Origin of the sequence: Niveispirillum sp. KHB5.9 (assembly GCF_048066115.1) — a bacterium.
GTDB lineage: Bacteria > Pseudomonadota > Alphaproteobacteria > Azospirillales > Azospirillaceae > Niveispirillum.
In genome coordinates this window covers 265,357-285,048 of the sequence record NZ_JBLTYX010000002.1, presented here as the reverse complement: position 1 = coordinate 285,048, position 19,692 = coordinate 265,357, and the positions used below count along the sequence as shown (strand labels likewise).

Annotated in this window: 16 protein-coding genes; 9 read left to right on the top strand and 7 right to left on the bottom strand. The window is 67.4% G+C overall.

All coding sequences use genetic code 11. The features are described from left to right. Positions 1-21: 21 nt before the first annotated feature. The 7 genes from ACM9HJ_RS05820 to ACM9HJ_RS05790 all read right to left on the bottom strand — a co-directional run bounded on the left by ACM9HJ_RS05820 (position 22) and on the right by ACM9HJ_RS05790 (position 6,988). The gene (locus ACM9HJ_RS05820; protein ID WP_416570759.1) at positions 22-1,146 is read right to left on the bottom strand and encodes an NAD(P)H-dependent flavin oxidoreductase; all 1,125 of its coding nucleotides are present in this window, start codon (positions 1,144-1,146) and stop codon (positions 22-24) included. A gap of 183 nt (positions 1,147-1,329) precedes the next feature. After that, positions 1,330-3,747, bottom strand: coding sequence for a TonB-dependent receptor (locus ACM9HJ_RS05815; protein WP_416570758.1), 2,418 nt, complete (start codon positions 3,745-3,747; stop codon positions 1,330-1,332). Positions 3,748-3,910: 163 nt separating this feature from the next. Then, positions 3,911-4,756 (bottom strand): alpha/beta fold hydrolase, encoded by an 846-nt coding sequence (locus ACM9HJ_RS05810; RefSeq protein ID WP_416570757.1) that lies wholly within the window; start codon positions 4,754-4,756, stop codon positions 3,911-3,913. Further along, positions 4,753-5,244 (bottom strand): VOC family protein, encoded by a 492-nt coding sequence (locus ACM9HJ_RS05805; RefSeq protein WP_416570756.1) that lies wholly within the window; start codon positions 5,242-5,244, stop codon positions 4,753-4,755. The genes ACM9HJ_RS05810 and ACM9HJ_RS05805 overlap by 4 nt, the downstream gene beginning before the upstream one ends. A 128-nt stretch (positions 5,245-5,372) precedes the next feature. Further along, positions 5,373-5,747, bottom strand: a complete 375-nt coding sequence (locus ACM9HJ_RS05800; RefSeq protein WP_416570755.1) for a MaoC family dehydratase — start codon at positions 5,745-5,747, stop codon at positions 5,373-5,375. Next, entirely contained in the window at positions 5,747-6,190 is a 444-nt protein-coding gene (locus ACM9HJ_RS05795) for a hypothetical protein (protein ID WP_416570754.1), read from the bottom strand. The genes ACM9HJ_RS05800 and ACM9HJ_RS05795 overlap by 1 nt, the downstream gene beginning before the upstream one ends. A gap of 12 nt (positions 6,191-6,202) precedes the next feature. Beyond that, positions 6,203-6,988, bottom strand: a complete 786-nt coding sequence (locus ACM9HJ_RS05790; protein ID WP_416570753.1) for an SDR family NAD(P)-dependent oxidoreductase — start codon at positions 6,986-6,988, stop codon at positions 6,203-6,205. 138 nt (positions 6,989-7,126) lie between these two features. Between ACM9HJ_RS05790 and ACM9HJ_RS05785 the strand changes: the two genes are divergently transcribed. The 9 genes from ACM9HJ_RS05785 to ACM9HJ_RS05745 all read left to right on the top strand — a co-directional run bounded on the left by ACM9HJ_RS05785 (position 7,127) and on the right by ACM9HJ_RS05745 (position 19,622). Further along, on the top strand, positions 7,127-8,329 hold the full coding sequence (locus ACM9HJ_RS05785; protein ID WP_416570752.1) for an acetyl-CoA C-acetyltransferase: 1,203 nt from the start codon (positions 7,127-7,129) through the stop codon (positions 8,327-8,329). 2 nt (positions 8,330-8,331) lie between these two features. Next, positions 8,332-10,488, top strand: coding sequence for a 3-hydroxyacyl-CoA dehydrogenase NAD-binding domain-containing protein (locus ACM9HJ_RS05780; protein ID WP_416570751.1), 2,157 nt, complete (start codon positions 8,332-8,334; stop codon positions 10,486-10,488). Further along, entirely contained in the window at positions 10,476-11,633 is a 1,158-nt protein-coding gene (locus tag ACM9HJ_RS05775) for an acyl-CoA dehydrogenase family protein (RefSeq protein ID WP_416570750.1), read from the top strand. Before ACM9HJ_RS05780 ends, ACM9HJ_RS05775 begins: the two co-directional genes overlap by 13 nt. Before the next feature lie 50 nt (positions 11,634-11,683). Then, positions 11,684-12,847 (top strand): acyl-CoA dehydrogenase family protein, encoded by a 1,164-nt coding sequence (locus ACM9HJ_RS05770; RefSeq protein ID WP_416570749.1) that lies wholly within the window; start codon positions 11,684-11,686, stop codon positions 12,845-12,847. An 8-nt stretch (positions 12,848-12,855) separates the two neighbouring features. Then, complete coding sequence (locus ACM9HJ_RS05765) at positions 12,856-13,683, top strand: SDR family NAD(P)-dependent oxidoreductase (protein ID WP_416570748.1); 828 nt, start codon at positions 12,856-12,858, stop codon at positions 13,681-13,683. Between the two features lie 194 nt (positions 13,684-13,877). After that, a complete protein-coding gene (locus ACM9HJ_RS05760; protein WP_416570747.1) occupies positions 13,878-16,538 on the top strand; it encodes a LuxR C-terminal-related transcriptional regulator in 2,661 nt (886 codons plus the stop codon). A 125-nt stretch (positions 16,539-16,663) separates the two neighbouring features. After that, positions 16,664-17,776: a CaiB/BaiF CoA transferase family protein gene (locus ACM9HJ_RS05755; protein ID WP_416570746.1), complete on the top strand. Its 1,113-nt coding sequence runs from the start codon at positions 16,664-16,666 to the stop codon at positions 17,774-17,776. A 50-nt stretch (positions 17,777-17,826) separates the two neighbouring features. Continuing rightward, positions 17,827-18,837: a zinc-binding dehydrogenase gene (locus ACM9HJ_RS05750; RefSeq protein ID WP_416570745.1), complete on the top strand. Its 1,011-nt coding sequence runs from the start codon at positions 17,827-17,829 to the stop codon at positions 18,835-18,837. A 2-nt stretch (positions 18,838-18,839) separates the two neighbouring features. After that, positions 18,840-19,622, top strand: a complete 783-nt coding sequence (locus ACM9HJ_RS05745; RefSeq protein ID WP_416570744.1) for an SDR family oxidoreductase — start codon at positions 18,840-18,842, stop codon at positions 19,620-19,622. Positions 19,623-19,692: the final 70 nt, after the last annotated feature.

Here is a 19,692-nt window from a genome sequence, read left to right as displayed (position 1 = left end):
GCCGGGATGACGGGGAGAGAGTTACGCTTCTTCCGCAAACGCCAGCATGCGGCCCAGCGCGTCGGCGAAGTCCTGCTTGAAGTCCTGCACGACGGCGATGGCCGATCGCACATCCTCCACCAGCCCCACGCCCTGGCCGACGAAATAGCTGACCAGATCGCGCGCCGGGGCATCCGCCCGCTCGGCGGCTTTGTCGATCATCTCGAAAGTGGGGATGGAGATCATGGCCATCAGCGGCATGGGCAGGGCGCCGGGGCTGCCCGGCTTGTCCCAGGCGGCGTGCCAGCCGGAGCGCAGCTGCCGCGACGGCTTGCCGGTGCGGGTGGCGGATCGCACCGTGTCGCGGGAGCTGGCGGCCACCATCTTCTCGCGAAACGCCTCGCTGGTCTCGGCCTCGGTCGTGGCCAGCCAGACCGATCCAGTCCAGGCACCCGCCGCCCCCATGGCCATGCAGCCGGCCATCTGCGCCCCGGTCATGATGCCGCCGGCGGCCAGGACGGGCACGGGGCGAAGGGGGGCGATGGCGCGGATCACCTCCGGCACCAGCACCAAGGTGGAGACCTCCCCGCAATGGCCACCGGCCTCTCCGCCCTGGGCGATGATGATGTCCACGCCGGCCTGGACCTGGCGGATGGCATGTTCCTTGGCCCCGACCAGGGCGCCGACGGGTACGCCATGGGCGCGGGCCCGGGCCAGCATGGAAGGGGGCGCGATGCCCAGCGCATTGACGATCAGGCGGATGGGGTGGCGGAAGGCCACATCCATCAGCGCCTCCCCCACTTCCGGCAGGGTGGCGGGAAGCTGCTTGGTCACCACGTCGCCCGGCCCTGCATTGATGCCGTGGCGGCGCAGCAGATCGACGGTGAAGTCGACATGGCCCTGGGGGATGCGGCCGGCCAGGGCGTCCAAGTCCAGGCCACCGCCCAGTTGCTGATGCTCGGGGATCAGGATGTCGATGCCATAGGGCTTGCCGTCGACATGGTCGTCGATCCAGCGCAACTCCGTTTCCAGACTTTCCGGGGTGAAGCTGCTGCCGCCCAGCACGCCGAAGCCGCCGGCCCGGCTAACCGCCGCCACCACGTCGCGGCAATGGCTGAAGGCGAACAGGGGAAAATCCACCCCCACCAGTTCCTTGATGGTTTTCATGGACATAAACTCCGTCTTCTCTACCGTCACCCCGGCGGAAGCCGGGGCCCAGCGTGAGGCGCGGTCAGCGCCGATATGAGTCCATATCGCGGCTGACGCCGCTCTGCGCCTGGGCCCCGGCTTCCGCCGGGGTGACGGTAGAGCTTATTGGAAGCCCGGCAGCCCGGACTTGCGCGGCGATCATCAGAACGTATACCCAACCTGCACCAGCACCTGCCGTCCGCGCGTGGGGATGGCGAAGACCTGGGAGGGGGTGCCCGGTGTCGTGGGGGAACCCGGCTTTTCCTGGAGATAGCCGTACATGGCGTTGTTGAGATTGCGGCCGACCAGGGCGATTTCCCATTGCCGGTCCATCTCCAGCCGGGCGGCGGCATCCAGCACCCAATAGCCCTTCAGCAGGCCGCCGGGATTGGAATTGTCGGTGCCGTTGATCTTGCTGGTGTAGCGGGCATTGCCCGACAGGCCCAGGTCCCAGGCGCCCGACAGCGGCACCGTATAATCGAAGCCGCCATTCAGCGACCAGTCGGCGGCGCGGGTCAGCGGCCGGCCCGACATGTCCTGGCCGTAGCGGTCGTCGGCCGTGCCGGCGATGCCGTCGGCCCCGACGCTGAGCCGGTAGTCGCAGCCCATGGCCAGGGTCTGGCCACCGTAACAGCTGCTGATGAACTCATTGTAGCGGCTATGGTTGTAGGAGACCGAGCCGTAGAGCGTCAGGTCCGGGGTGACGCGGAAATTGGCGTCGATCTCGAACCCCTTGCTGCGGGCACTGGCGGCGTTGGTGACGGTGAAGGAGGCGAGTGCGGCGTTGAAGGCATTCACCTGCAAATTGCTGTAGAGATAGGAATAGGCGGCCGTGGTCAGGGTCAGGCTCTTGTCGAACAACTGCGCCTTCAGGCCGATTTCCTTGCCACGCACCTTCTCCGCCTCGAAATTGAAATCGTCGGCGGTGACGGCGCGCGGGGTCAATACGGCGCTGAGCCCCAGACCGCCCGACTTGTAGCCGGTCTTGTAGGCGATGTAGGTGGTGATCTCCGACGTCGGGCGCCAGGTCAGCGTGGCTTCCGGGGAATAGTTTCCGTCACGGAAATTATCCTTGAGGATCGTCGTGGGCGGTAGGAAGGTCGCCGTCAGCAGCGGATGGACCCAGGAATTATAGAGGTAGGAATCTTTGGTTTCCCGCGTGTAGCGCACGCCGCCGGCCATCTCCACCTCCGGCGTCACGGCCCAGATCAGCTGGCCGAAGCCGGAATAGGCCTTACCCTTGGTGCCGCTGGGCTTTTCCCAGGTATGGTATTTGCCGGTGGCGGCGTCGGCCGGCAGCAGGGCGATACGGCTGTTATTCTCGAAATACAGGTCGGAATCCTGATAGTACGCGCCCAGCATGAAATTGACCGGCCCGTCGAAGGACGAGAGCAGGCGGAACTCCTGGCTGAACGCGTCGAAATCCTCCCGCTCGGCGGCACCGATAATGTAGTAGGAGGTCGCGTCATAGCTGTCATTGGTCCGCGACCGCGTGCTGAAATAGCCGGTGACGGAGGTCAGGGCCAGATTGTCCAAGGTGTAGTTGGCGGACAGCGAGGCCAGATAGACCTTCACATCGCTATAGGGCTGCTGCTTGGCATAGGGCCAGTTGTCGGCCACGCCATTGGCCAGGGCGGCGGACGAATAATATTTGTCGAACTTGCATTCGCCGAACGGATCGACGCGGCCAGCCACGCCGCCGGCGGGCAGGGCGCCGCAATAGAACAGCTGCTGGCCGGCCGCCGCGCCATCATCCGCATAATCGCTGCCTGACAGTTTCAGGGTGGCGTCGAAATTGCTGTCCGCCGGTTCCCAGGTCAGGGTCAGGCGGCCCATCGTTTCCTCCTCGCCGGGGCGCTTGACGCCGGGGACGGAGGTGGCGACCGGGCCGCCGATATTGCGCAGCCAGCCATCCATCTTGCGATAGCGCACCGCCAGACGGGCGCCGAACTCGTCGGTCAGGGGGCCGCCCACGGCGGCCTCGGCAATGGCCTCGTCCGCCACGGTCTCATAACCCAGGCGGGCATAGCCGGAGACTTCGTCCGTGGGGCCGGCCGAGGTGATGGAGATGACGCCGGCGGGGCTGTTCTTGCCGAAGAACAGGGCCTGCGGGCCCTTCAGCACCTCCACGTGCCCGACATCGAACAGGCCCTGGGTGATGGCGCGGCCGCGCGAGGTCTGCACCCCGTCCAGGTTCAGCGACACGGTCTGTTCGAAGCCGGCCTGGCCGGGCGAGGTGCCGATACCGCGCAGGGTGATGGTGGCGCCCGCACCGCTGCTGACCCTGTCGATGGCCAGGCCCGGTGAATAATTGGCGATGGAGCGGATGTCGGTGACGCCGAAATTGGCCAGCGTTTCCTCACTGACGGCGGAAACGGCGACGGGGACGGAGATCAGGGTTTCGTTGCGGCGCCGCGCCGTCACGATGATCTCGCCTAAGAAATCCTCAGCGGGGGCGGCCTGTGGGGCGGCGGCGGGGGCCGACTGCGCGCCGGCCGGCAGGGGTGCCAGGGCCAGCAGCGCCAGTGCGGCCGTGCCGGCGGCCAGATGGCGCCGCGGGTTATTCTTCCTGAAGCTCATTATTGTTTCCTCCCTGTTATCCGTTCGGGCAGCCCTTGTTGGGTTTTTGCTGCTTGCTGCCGGTGTGGGCGGGTTCCGCCCCGCCTGCATGTTCATCTCTGACTGAAAGGGTTGGGCTGCGAACCTATCCGTGGAGGGGGGAACCTATCGGTGAGGCTGCATCTTATCGTATTCCATCGCCGGACCCGAGAAGGTCGAGCAGGGGGGCGGTGAAGGCGTCGTTCTGATCGTTGGTGAACATGTGGCCCACACCGGGAGCGGTGGTGACCTGCAGGTGCGGGGTCAGGTGCCGGAAGGTCTCTACGCCTTCATCGGTCAGCACGTCGCTAAGCTCGGCGCGGACCAGCAGGACGGGGCAGCGGACGATTGCCGCCGCCCGTTCCATCAGCGCCGTTTCCTCTTCCGCTTGCACGAAGCCGGGCAGGGCCAGGCGCGGGTCCCAGCGCCAATAGAGCTTGCCATCGCCATCGTGCCGCAGGGCGCGGGCAAGGGTGGCGGGATCGGCGGGGCGGTCGCGGCCGGGCAGGGCATCCAGCGCCTGGGCCGCGGCTTCGGCACTGTCGAAACCCCGCATGCTGCGTTCCATGAAGGTGCGGATGGGGGCGGCACCCTGTCGGCTGATATGGGGAGCGACGTCGGCCAGCAGAACCAGCCTTGTCCGGTCCGGTGCCGCCGCTGCCGCCACCAGCGCGACCTGTCCGCCGCGCGACGCGCCGGCGAGGGAAACCGGCTTGTTGAAGGTTGCCATGGCATGGCTTATGTCGCTGGCCATGACTGCCAGCCCATAGGCGCCGTCTGCGGCCCAGTCGCTGTCGCCATGGCCGCGCAGGTCGATGGTGATGCCAAGATACCCGCCCTCGGCCACCCTCCGCGCGGCGTTGCGCCAGGAATGGCGGCTCTGGCCGCCGCCATGCAGGAACAGGACGGGCGGGGCGTCGGGGTCGCCGATTGTGTCGGCCACCAGCCGCAGGCCATCGCCGGGCAGATGGATTGTGCGGAACGACCTCAAAGGCGGGTGCCCGCCGCGTGCCACCGGCCGTCGCCATGGCTTTCATAAGGGGCGGCGACCTCCACCAGCACGCCATGCGCGCTCTTCGGCCCGACCCAGCCCCATTCCTGCCAGGTCATGGTCGGATCGCGGTTGGTGGCACCGCCGGACAGTACCTGCACCCCGTCCGCCGCCAGCTTGGCCAGGCTGCCCGACACATCGTTGGTGGTGAAGCAGAGGTGATGCACATGCTCCCCCTTGGCGGCCAGCCGGTCGCCCAGGGGCGTGCCGGGCGCCGGCTGGATCAGCTGGATTTCGGCGGAATGGTTGGCGACGAAGGTCGCCCAGCGCATGTTCTGGTCGGCACCGCTGGAGAACCCGTCATAGCGCACGATGGGCTCGGTCAGGGCTTGCGGGTCCAGGACGGACAGGATCCTGGTCCAGTCGGCGATGGCCTTGTCCAGATCATGGACCAGCATGCAGACATGAGCGAAGGGGCCGCTTGGCATGATGTTTACCTTTCATTGCGCCCTCAGGCGCCGGGTGCCGCCATCCGGCGGCTTGGCTTGCGCGCCACGTGGCGCGGGCCGGCAGTCGCCGGCCTCCAGCGGCCCCAGGCCGCTGGTACTGTTGTTCGTTACAGGGTGACGGTCGCGGTGCCCTGGATGATGGGGCGGGTACCATCGGCGGTCAGCCAGACCTCGCAAACCGCGCGCGTCGCATCGGCCTCCACCACCCGCCCGCCCGCCGTCAGCCGGTCGCCCGCATAGGCATTGTCGATGAAGCGGCTTTCCAGGGCGGTGATGCGCCCGCCGGGGAAGGCTGCCAGCAGCATATTGATGATATAGGCCAGGTTGGCCGGCCCCTGGTTGATCACCCGGTCGCCCAGGCCCTTGGCGCGGACGAAGTCAGGGTCCAGGTGGATGGGGTTGGGGTCGCGCAGGAAACCTGCCCATTCCCGCATCGCTTCGGCGCTGACGGACGGGATGGTGAAGGGGGCGAGTTCAGTCATCACATCAGCTCCCGGCGCGGCAGCACCCAGACATTGGTGGTTTCCAGCACGACCCCGCCATCGGCGCTATGCAGGCGCAGCCGGTATTCCAGCAGGTCCATCAGGCCTAGCTTGCGGCTGGATTTGCGGGTCAGGGAGGATATCTCCCCGGTGACGCGGTACGGAACGCCGGTGCGCAGCGGCGTCTGGAAGCTGACGCTGGAACTGGCCATCATCGGCCCCTGTCCCACGTCGAACTCGCACAGGGCGCACAGGCCGGCCACCGTCTGGCCCATCGCGACCTGGGTGGCGATGTAATAGTAGGATGGGTGCGCAGTGCCGTCGCTGGCCGGCTCCACACCCGTGGACCGGCACAGGGCGGCGTTTTCCGCCGGGTCGATGATATAGGCCGTGCCGCCATCCAGCGATGTGCCGGCGACAGCGGGGGCGGGGGGATAATCCATTTCCATCCTCCGTCAGGATGCGGCGGGCCCATGGCCGGCACCGCCGCCATGGGCACTCATCAGGCAATTGCTCAAGCCGCCATCGACCAGCAGATCGACGCCGGTGATGTGGCCGGCGAGTGGGCTGAGCAGGAACAGGATGGCGTTGGCCACGTCGGTGGGCGTGCCCAGCTTGCGCAGCGGCATCGCCGCCTCCCGCTCCGCCCGGCGCACGGGATCGGCATAGCCGGCGGCCGTCATGCCGGTCAGGGTGGGGCCGGGGGAAACGCAGTTGCAGCGGATGCCGTCCGGCCCCCAATCCACCGACAATTGCCGGATCATCATGCGCAGGGCCGCCTTGGCGGGGGCATAGGCGCCCAGTGCCGGGGTCGGTTGTTTCGCCGCCATCGACGCCGTGGCCACCAATGCCCCCCGGCTTTCCCGCAGGTGCGGATAGGCGGCACGGGCCAGCAGCCAGGTGGCGCGGCTGTTGATGGCGAACAGCCGGTCGTAATCGGCCGTTCCCATCTGCACCAGCGTGCCGGCGGCGATGGCGCCGGCATTGCTGACCAGTCCGTCGATGCCGCCCATATGGTCCAGTGCCTTGGCCACGATGATGGCGCTGTCTGCCTCTGCCGTCACGTCGGCGACCAGAATGGATGCCGCCGGGCCGATGGCATCGGCCACGCGGGCCAGTCCGTCGGCGTCGCGGTCCACCAGCAGCATCCTTTGGTCGCCCCGGATCAGGTCCCCGTCGATCAGCCGCCGGGCCACGGCCTGGCCGATACCGCTGGCGGCACCGGTGATGATGGTGCGCATGTTTCCATCCCTCTTTATCGTTGAAGCAACGATGAAGGGCGGGATGGCGGATTCCACCTGCCCACGGATAGGTGCGATTGGCGGTCCGGGATGGGAATACGGCACATCTTCCCAATTCATTGCCATGGACCGACCAGGATGGACGCCTTCATCTATGACCATGTGCGCACGCCGCGCGGCCGGGGCCGGCCCGACGGCGCTTTGCACGAGGTCACTGCCGTCGAACTGCTGACCCAGGTGCTGCGCGCCTTGCGCGACCGCAACGGCCTGGATACCGTCCTGCTGGACGATGTCGTCATCGGCTGTGCCCAGCCGGTGGGGGAGCAGGGCGGCGTCATTGCGCGTGCCGCCGTGCTGAATGCCGATTACGCCGAAAGCGTCGCGGGCCAGCAGATCCACCGGTTCTGCGCGTCCGGCCTGGAGGCGGTGAACAATGTCGCCGCCCAGGTGATGTCGGGCATGAGCCAAGCCGGCATCGGTGGCGGGGTGGAGAGCATGAGCCGCACCTTCATGGGGGCAGACAGCGGCGCCTGGAGTGCCGATCCCCGCGTCTCCTGGCACAATTACTACATCCCGCAGGGCATCGGCGCCGACATGATAGCCACCCTGGACGGGTTCAGCCGGACCGACGTCGATGCCTATGCACTGGAAAGCCAGCGCCGGGCGGCACGGTCCTGGGCCGACGGGCGCTTCGCCCGTTCCGTGGTGCCGGTGACCGACCTGCTGGGCGATGTGCTGCTGGACCGGGACGAGCATTTGCGCCCCGACACGACGCTGGACGGGCTGGGCAGCCTGAAGCCGGCCTTTCCCGGTATGGCGGCGATGGGGTTCGATCAGGTGGCGCTGCTGCGCTATCCGCAGATCGAGGCCCTGTCGCATGTCCATACCGGCGGCAATTCGTCGGGCATCGTCGACGGGTCCGGCGCGGTGCTGGTGGGATCGAAAGGGTTCGGGGAAAGGGCCGGGCTGAAGCCACGCGCCCGCATCCGTGGCTTTGCTTCCATCGGGTCGGAACCGTCGATCATGCTGACCGCCCCGGCTTCGGTTAGCGAGAAGGCCCTGCGCAATTGCGGCATGGCGAAGGGCGATATCGACCTGTTCGAACTGAACGAGGCATTCGCCAGCGTCGTGCTGCGGTTCATGCGAGTGATGGATATCCCGCATGACCGCATCAATGTCTGCGGCGGTGCCATCGCGCTGGGCCACCCGCTGGGCGCCACCGGCGCCATGATCCTGGGCACCGTGCTGGATGAGTTGGAACGCAGCGACCGTGAGACCGCCTTGGTCTCGCTCTGCGCCGGCAACGGCCTGGGCACCGCCACCATCATCGAACGGGTGTGAGCATGCGCCATGTTGTCCTCACCAAGGGTGCCGACGGCATCGCCATCCTGACGCTGAACAATGAAGACGAAAGCGTGAACCTGGTCACCCAGCCCTGGCTGGCGGAGATGGAGGCGGCGATTGCCGACCTCACCCGGGATTCATCCGTGACGGGTGTGATCCTGACCTCGGCCAAGAAGGGCTTCATGGCCGGGGCCGATCTGAAGCTGCTGGTCGACGGGTTCGACACGATGAGCCGGCAGCAAGCCTACGCCTTCAGCCAGCGCGCCACCACCATGCACCGCGCCATCGAGAAGGGGGCCAAGCCCTGGGTGGCGGCACTCAACGGTCTGGCCCTGGGCGGCGGGTTCGAACTGGCGCTGGCCTGCCATTACCGCATCCTGGTCGATGATCCCAAGGCTGTGGTCGGCCTTCCGGAGGTCAATGTCGGGCTGCTGCCCGGATCGGGCGGCACCCAGCGCCTGTTGCGGCTGGCCGGTGCCAAGACCGCCGCCGACCTGCTGCTGTCCGGCCGTGCGGTGCGGCCGGAGGAGGCGCTGAAGCTGCGCATCGTCGATGAGGTGGTGCCAGCGGCTGAACTGGCCGATGCCGCCCGCTCCTGGCTGCAATCCGGGCCCGACCCGGTGCGGGCCTGGGACCGCAAGGGCTACACAATGGTGGAAGCGCGGGGGCTGCTGGTGCCGGAAACGGCGGTGCTGTTCTCCGCCGCCACGGCCGGCGTTGCCAAAGGCGGGCGCAACAGCCCGGCGGCGATATCCATCCTGTCCTGCCTGTTCGAGGGCGGGCAATTGCCCTTCGACCGGGCGCTGTCGGTGGAGAGCAAATATTTCGCCCGGCTGCTGACCGATCCCGTGGCCCGCAACATCATCCGCACCAGCTTCCTGTCCAAGCAGGCAGCGGAACGCGGGTTCCGCCGGCCGGCGGGGGTGGCTCCGTCCAAGGTCGCCAAGGTCGGGGTGCTGGGGGCCGGCATGATGGGGGCCGGCATCGCCCTGGTCTCCGCCCAGGCGGGGATCGAAGTAGTGCTGCTGGACCGCACGCCGGAACTGGCGGCCAAGGGGCGCGATTATGCCGCCAGGGTGCTAGGTAAGGAGGTGGAGAAGGGACGCCGCAGTGCCGCCGATGCCGACGCCATCCTGTCCCGCCTCCACCCCACCGCCGACTTTGCCGATCTTGCCGGCGTCGATCTGGTGGTGGAGGCGGTGTTCGAGGATACGGGAGTGAAGACCGACACCACGGCGCGGGCCGAAGCGGTGATCCCGCCCGGCACCCTGTTTGCCTCCAACACTTCCACCCTGCCCATCACGCAACTGGCCGAGGCATCGAAGCGGCCCCACCGGTTCATCGGCCTGCATTTCTTCTCACCCGTCGAACGGATGGGGCTGGTGGAGGTGATCATCGGCCGGAAAACCAGCCCGGAGACGCTGGCCCAGGCCCTGGATTACGTGGCGCAACTGCGCAAGACGCCCATCGTGGTCAATGACAGCCGCGGTTTCTATACCAGCCGGGTGTTCCAGACCTTCATCCATGAAGGCGCCTCGATGCTGGCCGAGGGTGTGCCGCCGGCGGTGATCGAAAATGCCGCGCGGGCCGCCGGCATGCCCGTGGGGCCGCTGGCCCTGCTGGACGAGGTGACGCTGGACCTGCCGCTGAAGATCGTGGACCAGACCATCTCCGAGGAGGGCGACCGATACACACCGCCGCCGGGTGTGCCGGTTCTGCGCCGGATGCGGGACGAGCTGGGGCGCAGCAGCCGCAAGGCGGGCGGCGGCTTTTATGAGTATCCGGCCGGGGGTCGCAAGCATCTCTGGCCCGGTCTGGCGCAGCATTTTCCGTCCAATCCGGAGTTCGACGCCGAAAAGCTGGCCCGCCGCTTCCTCTATATCCAGGCCATGGAGACCGCGCGCTGCCTGGAGGAGGGCGTGCTGACCACGCCGCAGGATGGGGATCTGGGCGCGGTCTATGGCTGGGGCTTCCCGTTGTGGACCGGGGGCACGCTGTCCTATATCGACACAATCGGCATCGTCGATTTCGTGGCAGAGGCCGACCGGTTGGCCCAGACCCATGGTCCGCGCTATGCCCCGTCCCCCTGGCTGCGCGAGCGGGCGACGCGGGGGGAGAGCTTCTATGCAAAGGCGGGTGCCGCATGCGCCGCCTGATCTTCCAGCCCGAGCATGATCAGTTCCGCGACAGTGCCCGCCGCTTCTTCCAGAAGGAGGTGGCGCCGCATGGCGAACGCTGGCGGTCGCAGGGTTACGTGGACCGCGATATCTACCGCAAGGCGGGAGAGGCCGGGCTGCTGCTGACCTGGGCGGAGGAACGGTTCGGCGGGGCCGGCATCAGCGATTTCCGGTTCGAGCAGATCATCATCGAGGAGAACATCATCCATGGTGAGATCGGCTTCTATATCAACCTGCATTCCAACCTCGTCGCCCCCTATATCGACGCGCTGGGCACCCCGGAACAGCGCGAGCGCATCCTGCCTGCTTGCGTGTCCGGCGAGACCATCCTGGCCATCGCCATGACCGAGCCCGGTGCCGGGTCCGATTTGGCCGGCATGCGGACCCGGGCGGAGGACAAGGGCGACCATTGGCTGCTGAACGGGGCCAAGACCTATATTTCCAACGGCTTCCTGGCCGATCTGGTGATCGTGGCGGCGCGCACCCAGCCCGATCAGAAACACGGGCTGGGCCTGTTCCTGGTTGAGGCCGGCATGCCGGGCTTCGACCGGGGACAGCGGTTGAAGAAGATGGGGCTGCATGCGCAGGACACGTCCGAATTGTTCTTCAACGACGTGAAGCTGCCCAAGGAAAATGTGCTGGGCGATCCGGCGTCGGGTTTTCGTTATCTGACACGGTTCCTGGCCAAGGAACGGCTGGTGGCGGCCATCGGGTCGCTGGCGGCGGCCCAGGTGGCGTTCGACATCACCCTGGATTATGTGCGCGAGCGCCGGGCCTTCGGCCGGCCCATCGGCGCCTTTCAGCATAACCGCTTCACCCTGGCCGGCCTGCGGGCGGAGATCGACGCGGTCCAGACCCTGATCGACCAATGCGTGCTGCTGCTGAATGACGGCACGCTGACGGGCGAGGAGGCGGCAGAATGCAAGCTGCTGGCGACGGAACTGGAGGGCCGCATGGTCGATGCCGGTGTGCAGATGCATGGCGGTGCCGGCTACATGGAGGAATACCGCATCAGCCGGCTCTACACCGACGCCCGCGTCAGCCGGATTTTCGCGGGTTCCAGCGAGATCATGAAGGAAATCATCGGCCGGGGGCTGGGGCTGGATGAACGGAAGATGGGGTAGGTCGCCCGCTGTCGCGCGCCCCAATCAACAAATCCCAAGGAGCAAGCAACATGGATTTCAATCTTCCCGAGGAATACCGCGCCTTCCGCGACGGCGTGCGCCGCTGGGTGGATGCCGAGGCGCCGAAGGCCTGGGCGCGCGACCTGGAGAAGGACGAGCATCATTACCCCTTTGTGCTTTGGGAAAAGTTCACCGAAGCGGGTTTCCACGGTGTCGGCATCCCGGAGGAATATGACGGGCAGGGCGGCGATGTGCTGATGCAGATGCTGCTGGCGCGCGAACTGGCGCGCTCGCTGGGCGGGCTGGCTTGGATCTGGGGCATCACGTCCTTTGCCGGGTCGAAGTCCATCGGCATCTATGGCAACGAGGTGCAGAAGAAGAAGTACCTGCCGCTGATCGCCACCGGCAAGCTGCGCGCCGCCATTTCCTTCACCGAGCCGTCGGGCGGCACCGACCTGCTGGGGTCCATGCGCACCACGGCGGAGCGGGTCGAGGGCGGCTGGAAGCTGAACGGGGAGAAGATCTGGAGCTCTTCGGCCCATGTCGCCGATTATCTGCTGGTCATCGCCCGGTCCAACCGCAATGTGGCCAAGAACCACCAGGGCCTGTCGCTGTTCTGGGTTTCCACCAAGTCGCCCGGCATTACGGTCAGCAATCTGGCCAAGCTGGGCATGCGGTCCATGGGCTCCTGCACGGTGCATTTCGAGGATGTGTTCGTGGCCGACGAGGATGTGCTGGGGGAGCCGGACAAGGCCTGGTACATGCTGCTGCCTACCTTGAACAATGAACGCATCATGGTCGGCGCCTTCTGCCTGGGCGTCATCGACGGGGTGCTGGAGGATGCGCTGGATTATGCCAAGCAGCGCCAGGCCTTCGGCCGCACCATCGGCCAGTTCCAGGCCATCCAGCATTATATTGCCGACATCGCCACCATGCAGACCAGCACCGAACTGATGCTGCATTACTGCGCCTGGAAACAGGCGTCGGGCCAGCCGGTGGGCAACGAGGCCAACATGCTGAAGCTGATCGCCTCGGAGAATGCCAACAAGGCGGCGGACCTGGGCATCCAGATTCTGGGCGGCATGGGCTATTCGGCGGAAACCGACATGCAGCGCTATTGGCGCGATAGCCGGCTGTGGCGCATCGGCCCGATCACCAACGAGATGGTGCGCAACGGTATCGCCGAGAGCCTCGGCCTGCCGCGCTCTTTCTGAGGGGCATCATGGGAGCGCTACAGGGGGAAGTGGCAATCGTCACCGGGGCGGGGCGCGGCATCGGCAGGGCCATCGCGCTGAAGCTGGCGGGTGCCGGGGCGGCGGTGGTGGTCAACGACCTGGACGAGGCACCGGCGCTGGAGGTGGTCGAGGCCATACGTGCTGCCGGCGGGCAGGCGGAAGCCTGTGCCGGTGACGTGCTGGCGCCGGGTTTCGCCGAGCGCTTCGTTTCCCTGGCGGTGGAGCGGTTCGGCGATCTGACCATCATCGTCAACAATGCCGGCTATACCTGGGACAATGTCATCCAGAAGACGGCGGACGAGCATTGGGAGGCGATGATCGGTATCCATCTGACGGCACCCTTCCGCGTGCTGCGCGCGGCCCAGCCGGTGATCGGGGCTGCCGCCAAGGCCGAACGGGCGGCGGGCGGCACGCCCCGGCGGCGCAGCATCGTCAATATCTCCTCCATCGCCGGGCTGGGCGGCAATCCGGGGCAGGTGGGCTATGCCGCGGGCAAGGCGGGGGTGATCGGGCTGACCAAGACACTGGCCAAGGAATGGGGACGTTACAACGTCACCGTCAATGCCGTGGCCTTCGGCGTGATCCTGACCAGGTTGACCGATGCCGAACAGAGCGGCGGCAGCATCGACATGGCCGGCCGCGCCATCAAGGTCGGGATCAGTGCCGAACTGCGCAGCGCTGCTGAAAGTGCCATCCCGCTGGGCCGCGCCGGCACGCCCGACGATGCGGCAGGGGCGGTCTATCTGCTGTGCCTGCCGGAGGCGGGCTATGTCAGCGGAGAGGTGTTGACCTGCGGCGGCGGTTACACGCTGTAGCGGGGTGAGCGCAAACGCATTACCCTATCCACGGATAGGGGCTGAACATTGTTCGGCATTCTATGCTCCCTTCTGTCGCCGGATATGGTCCCGCGACCGCCCGTTCCAGCCCAGGAGGCAAGCGACCCGGCACCAGACACATCCAAAAAGCCCCGCGAAAACAAAAAACAGCGTCAGGCATTGGGAGGAAGAAAATGGGTATCATCTCCACCATGGTGGGGTCCGCGCCTCTGCGCAGCGGTCCCCTGGTGCATCGGCCCCGGCTGCATGGCCTGCTGGACGCCGTCGATCGTTCCCGCGTCACGCTGGTGCATGCGCCGGCCGGTTATGGCAAGACCACCATCCTGCGCGCCTGGGCGGACGAACTGCGTCTGCGTGGCCGGCCCGTGCTGTGGCTGGCGGCGCGCGGCGGCATGGAACGGGTGGAGGATTTCCGGTCCGGCCTGTGGATGGCGGCGACACGCAGCGGGTTGGACTGGCCGCCCTGTCCGCCGGACGGGTCGGTGGAGGATTTGCTGGCAAGGCTGATCGGCGATGGCGCCCGGCGGCCGGTGCTGATCCTGGATGACGCGCATCTGCTGCCGGTGGAGACGCAGGCGCTGGTGGAACGCATGGTCATCACCATGCGCGACGCCATGACCACCATCGTCGCCGCGCGCGGCCGCAACAGGGTGCCGGTGGCGCGGCTGCGCTCGCTTGGCATGCTGGTGGAGCTGGGCGAGCGGGAACTGCGCTTCACGGGCGAGGAGATCGCCGCCTGGGTTGTCGCGCATGGCGAGACCGATGGCGCATCGCTGCTGACCCGCACCGATGGCTGGGCCGCCGGGCTGGTCATGGCGCAACGGCTGACCGGGATGGAGGGGGCGAAGCGCTGGACGCATTTCGCCCGCGATGTCGGCGATTATTTCACCGAGGAGGTGCTGGCCGGCATCGACCCCGCCATCGCCACCTTCCTGACCGATACCGCCATCCTGGACAGTTTGACGCCCGCCGCCTGTCAGGCCCTGACCGGGCGCGAGGACAGCCGGCGCCTGCTGGCGGATATCGAGGCGGCGGGCCTGTTCCTGGCGCTGGCCGATATCGATGCGGGGCGCTATGTGCTGCACCCTTTGTTCCGGCAATTGATGCTACGCCGGTTGACGGAGGAGACGCCGGCCCACGCGGCGGAGCTGCGCCGCCGGGCCGGGCGTTATTTCATGTCGATCCAGGAATCGCTGCCGGCCATCGCCCATGCCCAGGCCAGCGGCGACCTGGATTTCCTGGCCGATTGCCTGGACGCCATGGCGGAGACGGCCACCTATGCCGGGCACCTGCTGCAGCTGGACAGCATCGCCGGCGCCCTGTCCTGGCCGCAGCTGGAGGGACGGCCCAGCCTGCTGCTGCTGCTGGCCTGGCGGCGCATCCGCGGCCTGGCCTTCACCCCGGCTCAGAAGCTGATCGATGCGGCTGCGGCCTGTATCGAGGCGCAGGGACAGGCGGGCACCCTGGCCCCGCACCAGCTGGTGCATCTGCGCCGGCTGGTGGAACACCGTTCCATCATCCTGGCGGCGGCGCGCGACGATATGGCGGAGGTGGAAACCCGCGCCCAGGTGCTGCTGGCCGAGCTGGGCGACGATTACCCATATCTGTCCTGCACCATGCTGGCCCAGCTGATGGCGGCGCGGCGCGAACTGTACCATTTCCGCGACATCCTGAAGCTGGAGGCGGAAACCCGCCGCGCCCTGGAACTGCCCGGCGTGCGCTTCGCCTCCATCGCGTTGAAATCGTCGGTCGCCCCCACCTTCATGGTGCAGGGCAAGGTGGAGGCGGCGCGTGCCCTGCTGCGCGAGGCGCTGGAAATCGCGGAGGATTTCGCGGGCAAGGGGTCGCCGCTGGCGGCCTTGCCAGCCTTGCCGCTGGCCGAGCTGCTGTATGATTGCGGCGATCTGGCCGGGGCCGACGATCTGGTGAAACGTCATCTGGGCGTGGCGCGGCAATTGGGTTTCCTGGACCAGCTGGCCGCAGGTTATCTGGTGCGGGCCCGGCTGCTGGCGGCGCGGGGGCAGATCGATGCGGCACTGACGGCGCTGGAAGGTGCGCATCTGGTGGCCATCGAATGCGGGCTGGACCGGCTGCGCGCCTATGTCGTGGCCGAACAGGTGCGCCTGCTGCTGCGCGACGGACAGCCGCAGAAGGCGGCTGCCGCGTTCGAGGCGGGCGACCTGTCGCTGGACGACGAGCCGCTGCCCACGATGAACCCCACCCGCCGCCAGGAAAGCATCGCCATCGCCTGGCTGCGGCTGGAGATCCACGGGCACCGGCTGGTGCGGGCGCGCAAGGTGGCCAAGCGGTGGAGCGCCTTTGTCCGCCGGGCCGGCGCCCTGCGGTCCGCCGTGGCGTTCGAACTGCTGCTGGCACAGATCGCCCTGCTGGAGGGCGACCGGCAGGAGGCGCGGCGTGCCGTGCGCGAGGCGGTTACTCTGGCGGCCCCTGCCGGCTGGACCCGCATCTTCCTGGATGAGGGGGAGGCGGTGGGCACGCTGCTGGTCGACGCCTATGGCCATGGCCCGGTGATGGACACGCCCGTCGATCGGTTCGCCGCCCGTCTGGCCTCCTCCTTCACCGGCATCATCCCGTTCCTGGAGATGGAGGATGAGGAGGAGGGCGACAGCCAGCCCAGCAGCCGCCTGTCGCCGCGGGAGCTGGAGGTGCTGGGCATGGTCGGTGCGGGTCTGCGCAACAAGGAGATCGGCAATCGCCTCGGCCTCACCGAGGGGACGGTCAAATGGTACATGCAGCAGGTCTACGACAAGCTGGGTGTCCGCCGCCGTCCGCAGACCGTGATCAAGGCGCGGCAGTTGGGGTTGATGGTGTGAGCAACGTTCATCCTTGATGACCGTTGCAGGCCGGCGACTGCCGGCCCGCGACCACGTGGTCGCGTAAGCCAAGGGCGCGGATGCGCCCGCCCGGCGCTTGAGGGAACACGAAAGGAACCCCCTCCATGACCAACCTGTCCACGGGCCCACTTGTCGGGCTGCGCGTGATCGAGCTGGATGCCATCGGGCCGGTGCCGTTTGCGGCCATGCTGCTGGCTGATCTGGGATGCGACGTGCTGCGCATCACCCGCCCGCCCTATCCGGGGGCGGCGTGGGAGGATGTGGGCGGCACCATCCTGCATCGCGGCCGGCACAGCCTGACCCTGAACCTGAAATCGGAGGCAGGGCGGGCCGACCTTCTGTCGCTGATCGAAGGTGCCGATTCTCTGATCGAGGGGTACCGGCCCGGCGTGATGGAACGGATGGGGCTGGGGCCGACGGAATGCCTGGCGCGCAATCCCAGGCTGGTCTATGGCCGCATGACGGGCTGGGGCCAGACGGGGCCGCTGGCGCCGCGGGCCGGGCACGATATCAATTATATTGCTGTTGCCGGCATGTTGCATGCCATCGGCGGTGCGGGGCAGCCGCCCACCGTGCCGCTGAACGTGATCGGCGATTATGGCGGTGGGGCGATGTTCCTGGTGACGGGGCTGCTGGCAGGCCTGCTGTCGGCAGGGCGGACGGGCAAGGGACAGGTGGTGGATGCCGCCATGACCGACGGCACGGTGCTGCTGACCAGCCTGTTCCAGGCCTTCCTGCATACCGGCCAGTGGCAGGACCGGCGCGGTGCCAACCTGCTGGACGGGTTCGCGCCCTTCTATCGCTGCTATGAATGCGCCGACGGGCGGCATGTGGCGGTCGGTGCGCTGGAACCGCCGTTCTTCGCACAGTTGCTGGCCGGGCTGGGCCTGCCCACGGGTCGGTTCGTGCAATATGACCAGGCCGGATGGCCTGCCATGGGCCAAGCCTTTGCCGAGATTTTCCGCACCCGGTCCCGCGATGTCTGGGCGGCGCATTTCGCCCAGGGCGATGCCTGCGTCTCCCCCGTCCTGTCGATGGCGGAGGCGCGCGATCATCCGCACAACCGGGCCCGCGATACCTTCACCACCCTGGGCGGGGTGCCGCAGCCTGGCACCGCCCCGCGCTTTTCCGTCACACCGGGATCGGTGCGGCCGGCCGCTGGCGTGCTGGACCTGGCATCGGCCCTGGCGCGGTGGGCCCTGCCGGCGGACAGGTGATCGGGCGGTTGGAGTGACCGATGCTGCCACTCCCTACCCGAGGAGACACTATGCGTGCCTTGATTTTGCATTCGGCCGACGGACTTGATGCCGCCCGTCTGGAGGAGGTGGCAACGCCCGAGCCCGCCGCTGGGGAAGTGCGCGTCGCACTGAGGGCCGCGGCATTGAACCACCGCGAATTGTGGATCGCGCGCGGCCAGTATCCGGGCATGGCGTTGCCGTCGATCCTGGGGGCCGACGGGGCCGGCATCATCGATGCCGTGGGGCCCGGCGTCGATCCGGGGCGGCTGGGGCAGGCGGTGCTGCTCTATCCCGGCCTGGGCTGGGGCGATGATCCGGACTATCCGTCCCCTTTGTTCGGCCTGCTGGGCATGCCCGGCCCCGGCACCATCTGCGGGGCCGTCTGCGTGCCGGCCGCCAGTGCCGTGGCCAAGCCGCCGCACCTGGATTTCGCCCAGGCCGCCGCCCTGCCGCTGGCCGGATTGACCGCCTGGCGCGGGCTCATGACCAAGGCGGGGCTGAAGGCCGGGGAGAGGTTGCTGGTCACAGGGGTCGGTGGCGGGGTGGCGACCTTCGCCCTGCTGTTCGGGGTGGCGATGGGGGCGGAGGTGTTCGTGACCAGCGGGTCGGAGGTGACCCTGGCGAAGGCCCAGACGCTGGGAGCGCGTGCCGGCTTCAATTACAAGGACGAGGGCTGGCGCAAGGCGTTGGGCCGGCAGGCGGGCGGCATCGATGTGGTGTTCGATGGGGCGCCGGCCGCGTCATATCCCGGCTATGGCAGAGCCCTGGCGATGGGCGCGCGGGTGGTGGTCTATGGCTCCACAGGCGGCACCAGCTTCCCGGTCAATGCCCCGGAACTGTTCCTGAAGAATTTGCGCCTGATGGGCACCAATGTTGGCAATCCGGCTGAATTCGCCGCCATGGTGGGGTTCATCGGCGACCGCAGGCTGGTGCCCGCCATCGACCAGCGGTTTCCCCTGGCCAATGCCACCGACGCCCTGGCCTGCCTGGAGCAGGGGCACGGGTTCGGCAAGATCATCATCGATATCGACGGGGAATGAGCATGGTGACGGACCTGTTCTCGCTGGCTGGCAAGAAGGCGCTGGTCACCGGTGGTGCCCAGGGGTTGGGCCGGATGATCGCGGAGGGGCTGCTGCGGGCCGGCGCCGATGTCGCCATCACCTCGCGCAAGCCCGACATCTGTGCGCAGGCGGCAGCGGAGATGGCGGCGCTGGGGCCGTGCCTGGCCCTGCCGGCCGACCTGTCGACGCCGGAAGCCGCCGTGGATCTGGCCGATCGTTACCGGCAGGCGGCGGGTGGTCTGGACATCCTGGTCAACAATGCCGGCAAGACCTGGGGTGCACCTATCGAGAGTTTTCCGGACAAGGCGTGGGCGTCGGTGATGGCGGTGAATGTGCAGACACCGTTCAAGCTGGTGCAGCAGTTCCTGTCTGAACTGACGGCAAGCGGCTTGGGCGGCGATCCGGCGCGGATCATCAATATTGGGTCTGTCGCCGGGGTGGCGATCGAACTGTTGCAGGCCTATTCCTACAGTGCCAGCAAGGCGGCGATCCATCAGCTGAGCCGGCAGTTGGCCAAGGATCTGGCCGATCGCAATATCACGGTGAACGCCGTGCTGCCGGGTTTCTTCCCCACCTCGATGACCGCACATCTGCGCGATGCGGACGACGCACCCACGGGGGCCTTGCAGGGCCATATCCCGCTGCGCCGCCTGGGTCGGCCGGATGATATCGCCGGCATTGTCGTGTTTCTCTGCTCGCGGGCCGGTGCCTATGTCACCGGGGCGGAAATCCCCGTGGATGGCGGCATCGTGGGTTGCCGTTAGTATCAATTGCATGGAACGCAAGGTGAACAAATTGTGGATTAAATATAATTCATCGATTACTATTAATGGC

Bases quoted from the DNA above. Each gene is read 5' to 3' on its own strand.
- ACM9HJ_RS05775 (WP_416570750.1), top strand. From the start codon at position 10,476: ATGCGCCGCCTGATCTTCCAGCCCGAGCATGATCAGTTCCGCGACAGT.
- ACM9HJ_RS05815 (WP_416570758.1), bottom strand. From the start codon at position 3,747: ATGAGCTTCAGGAAGAATAACCCGCGGCGCCATCTGGCCGCCGGCACG.
- ACM9HJ_RS05745 (WP_416570744.1), top strand. From the start codon at position 18,840: ATGGTGACGGACCTGTTCTCGCTGGCTGGCAAGAAGGCGCTGGTCACC.
- ACM9HJ_RS05770 (WP_416570749.1), top strand. From the start codon at position 11,684: ATGGATTTCAATCTTCCCGAGGAATACCGCGCCTTCCGCGACGGCGTG.
- ACM9HJ_RS05795 (WP_416570754.1), bottom strand. From the start codon at position 6,190: ATGGATTATCCCCCCGCCCCCGCTGTCGCCGGCACATCGCTGGATGGC.
- ACM9HJ_RS05820 (WP_416570759.1), bottom strand. From the start codon at position 1,146: ATGAAAACCATCAAGGAACTGGTGGGGGTGGATTTTCCCCTGTTCGCC.
- ACM9HJ_RS05785 (WP_416570752.1), top strand. From the start codon at position 7,127: ATGGACGCCTTCATCTATGACCATGTGCGCACGCCGCGCGGCCGGGGC.
- ACM9HJ_RS05750 (WP_416570745.1), top strand. From the start codon at position 17,827: ATGCGTGCCTTGATTTTGCATTCGGCCGACGGACTTGATGCCGCCCGT.
- ACM9HJ_RS05780 (WP_416570751.1), top strand. From the start codon at position 8,332: ATGCGCCATGTTGTCCTCACCAAGGGTGCCGACGGCATCGCCATCCTG.
- ACM9HJ_RS05800 (WP_416570755.1), bottom strand. From the start codon at position 5,747: ATGACTGAACTCGCCCCCTTCACCATCCCGTCCGTCAGCGCCGAAGCG.
- ACM9HJ_RS05805 (WP_416570756.1), bottom strand. From the start codon at position 5,244: ATGCCAAGCGGCCCCTTCGCTCATGTCTGCATGCTGGTCCATGATCTG.
- ACM9HJ_RS05790 (WP_416570753.1), bottom strand. From the start codon at position 6,988: ATGCGCACCATCATCACCGGTGCCGCCAGCGGTATCGGCCAGGCCGTG.
- ACM9HJ_RS05760 (WP_416570747.1), top strand. From the start codon at position 13,878: ATGGGTATCATCTCCACCATGGTGGGGTCCGCGCCTCTGCGCAGCGGT.
- ACM9HJ_RS05755 (WP_416570746.1), top strand. From the start codon at position 16,664: ATGACCAACCTGTCCACGGGCCCACTTGTCGGGCTGCGCGTGATCGAG.
- ACM9HJ_RS05765 (WP_416570748.1), top strand. From the start codon at position 12,856: ATGGGAGCGCTACAGGGGGAAGTGGCAATCGTCACCGGGGCGGGGCGC.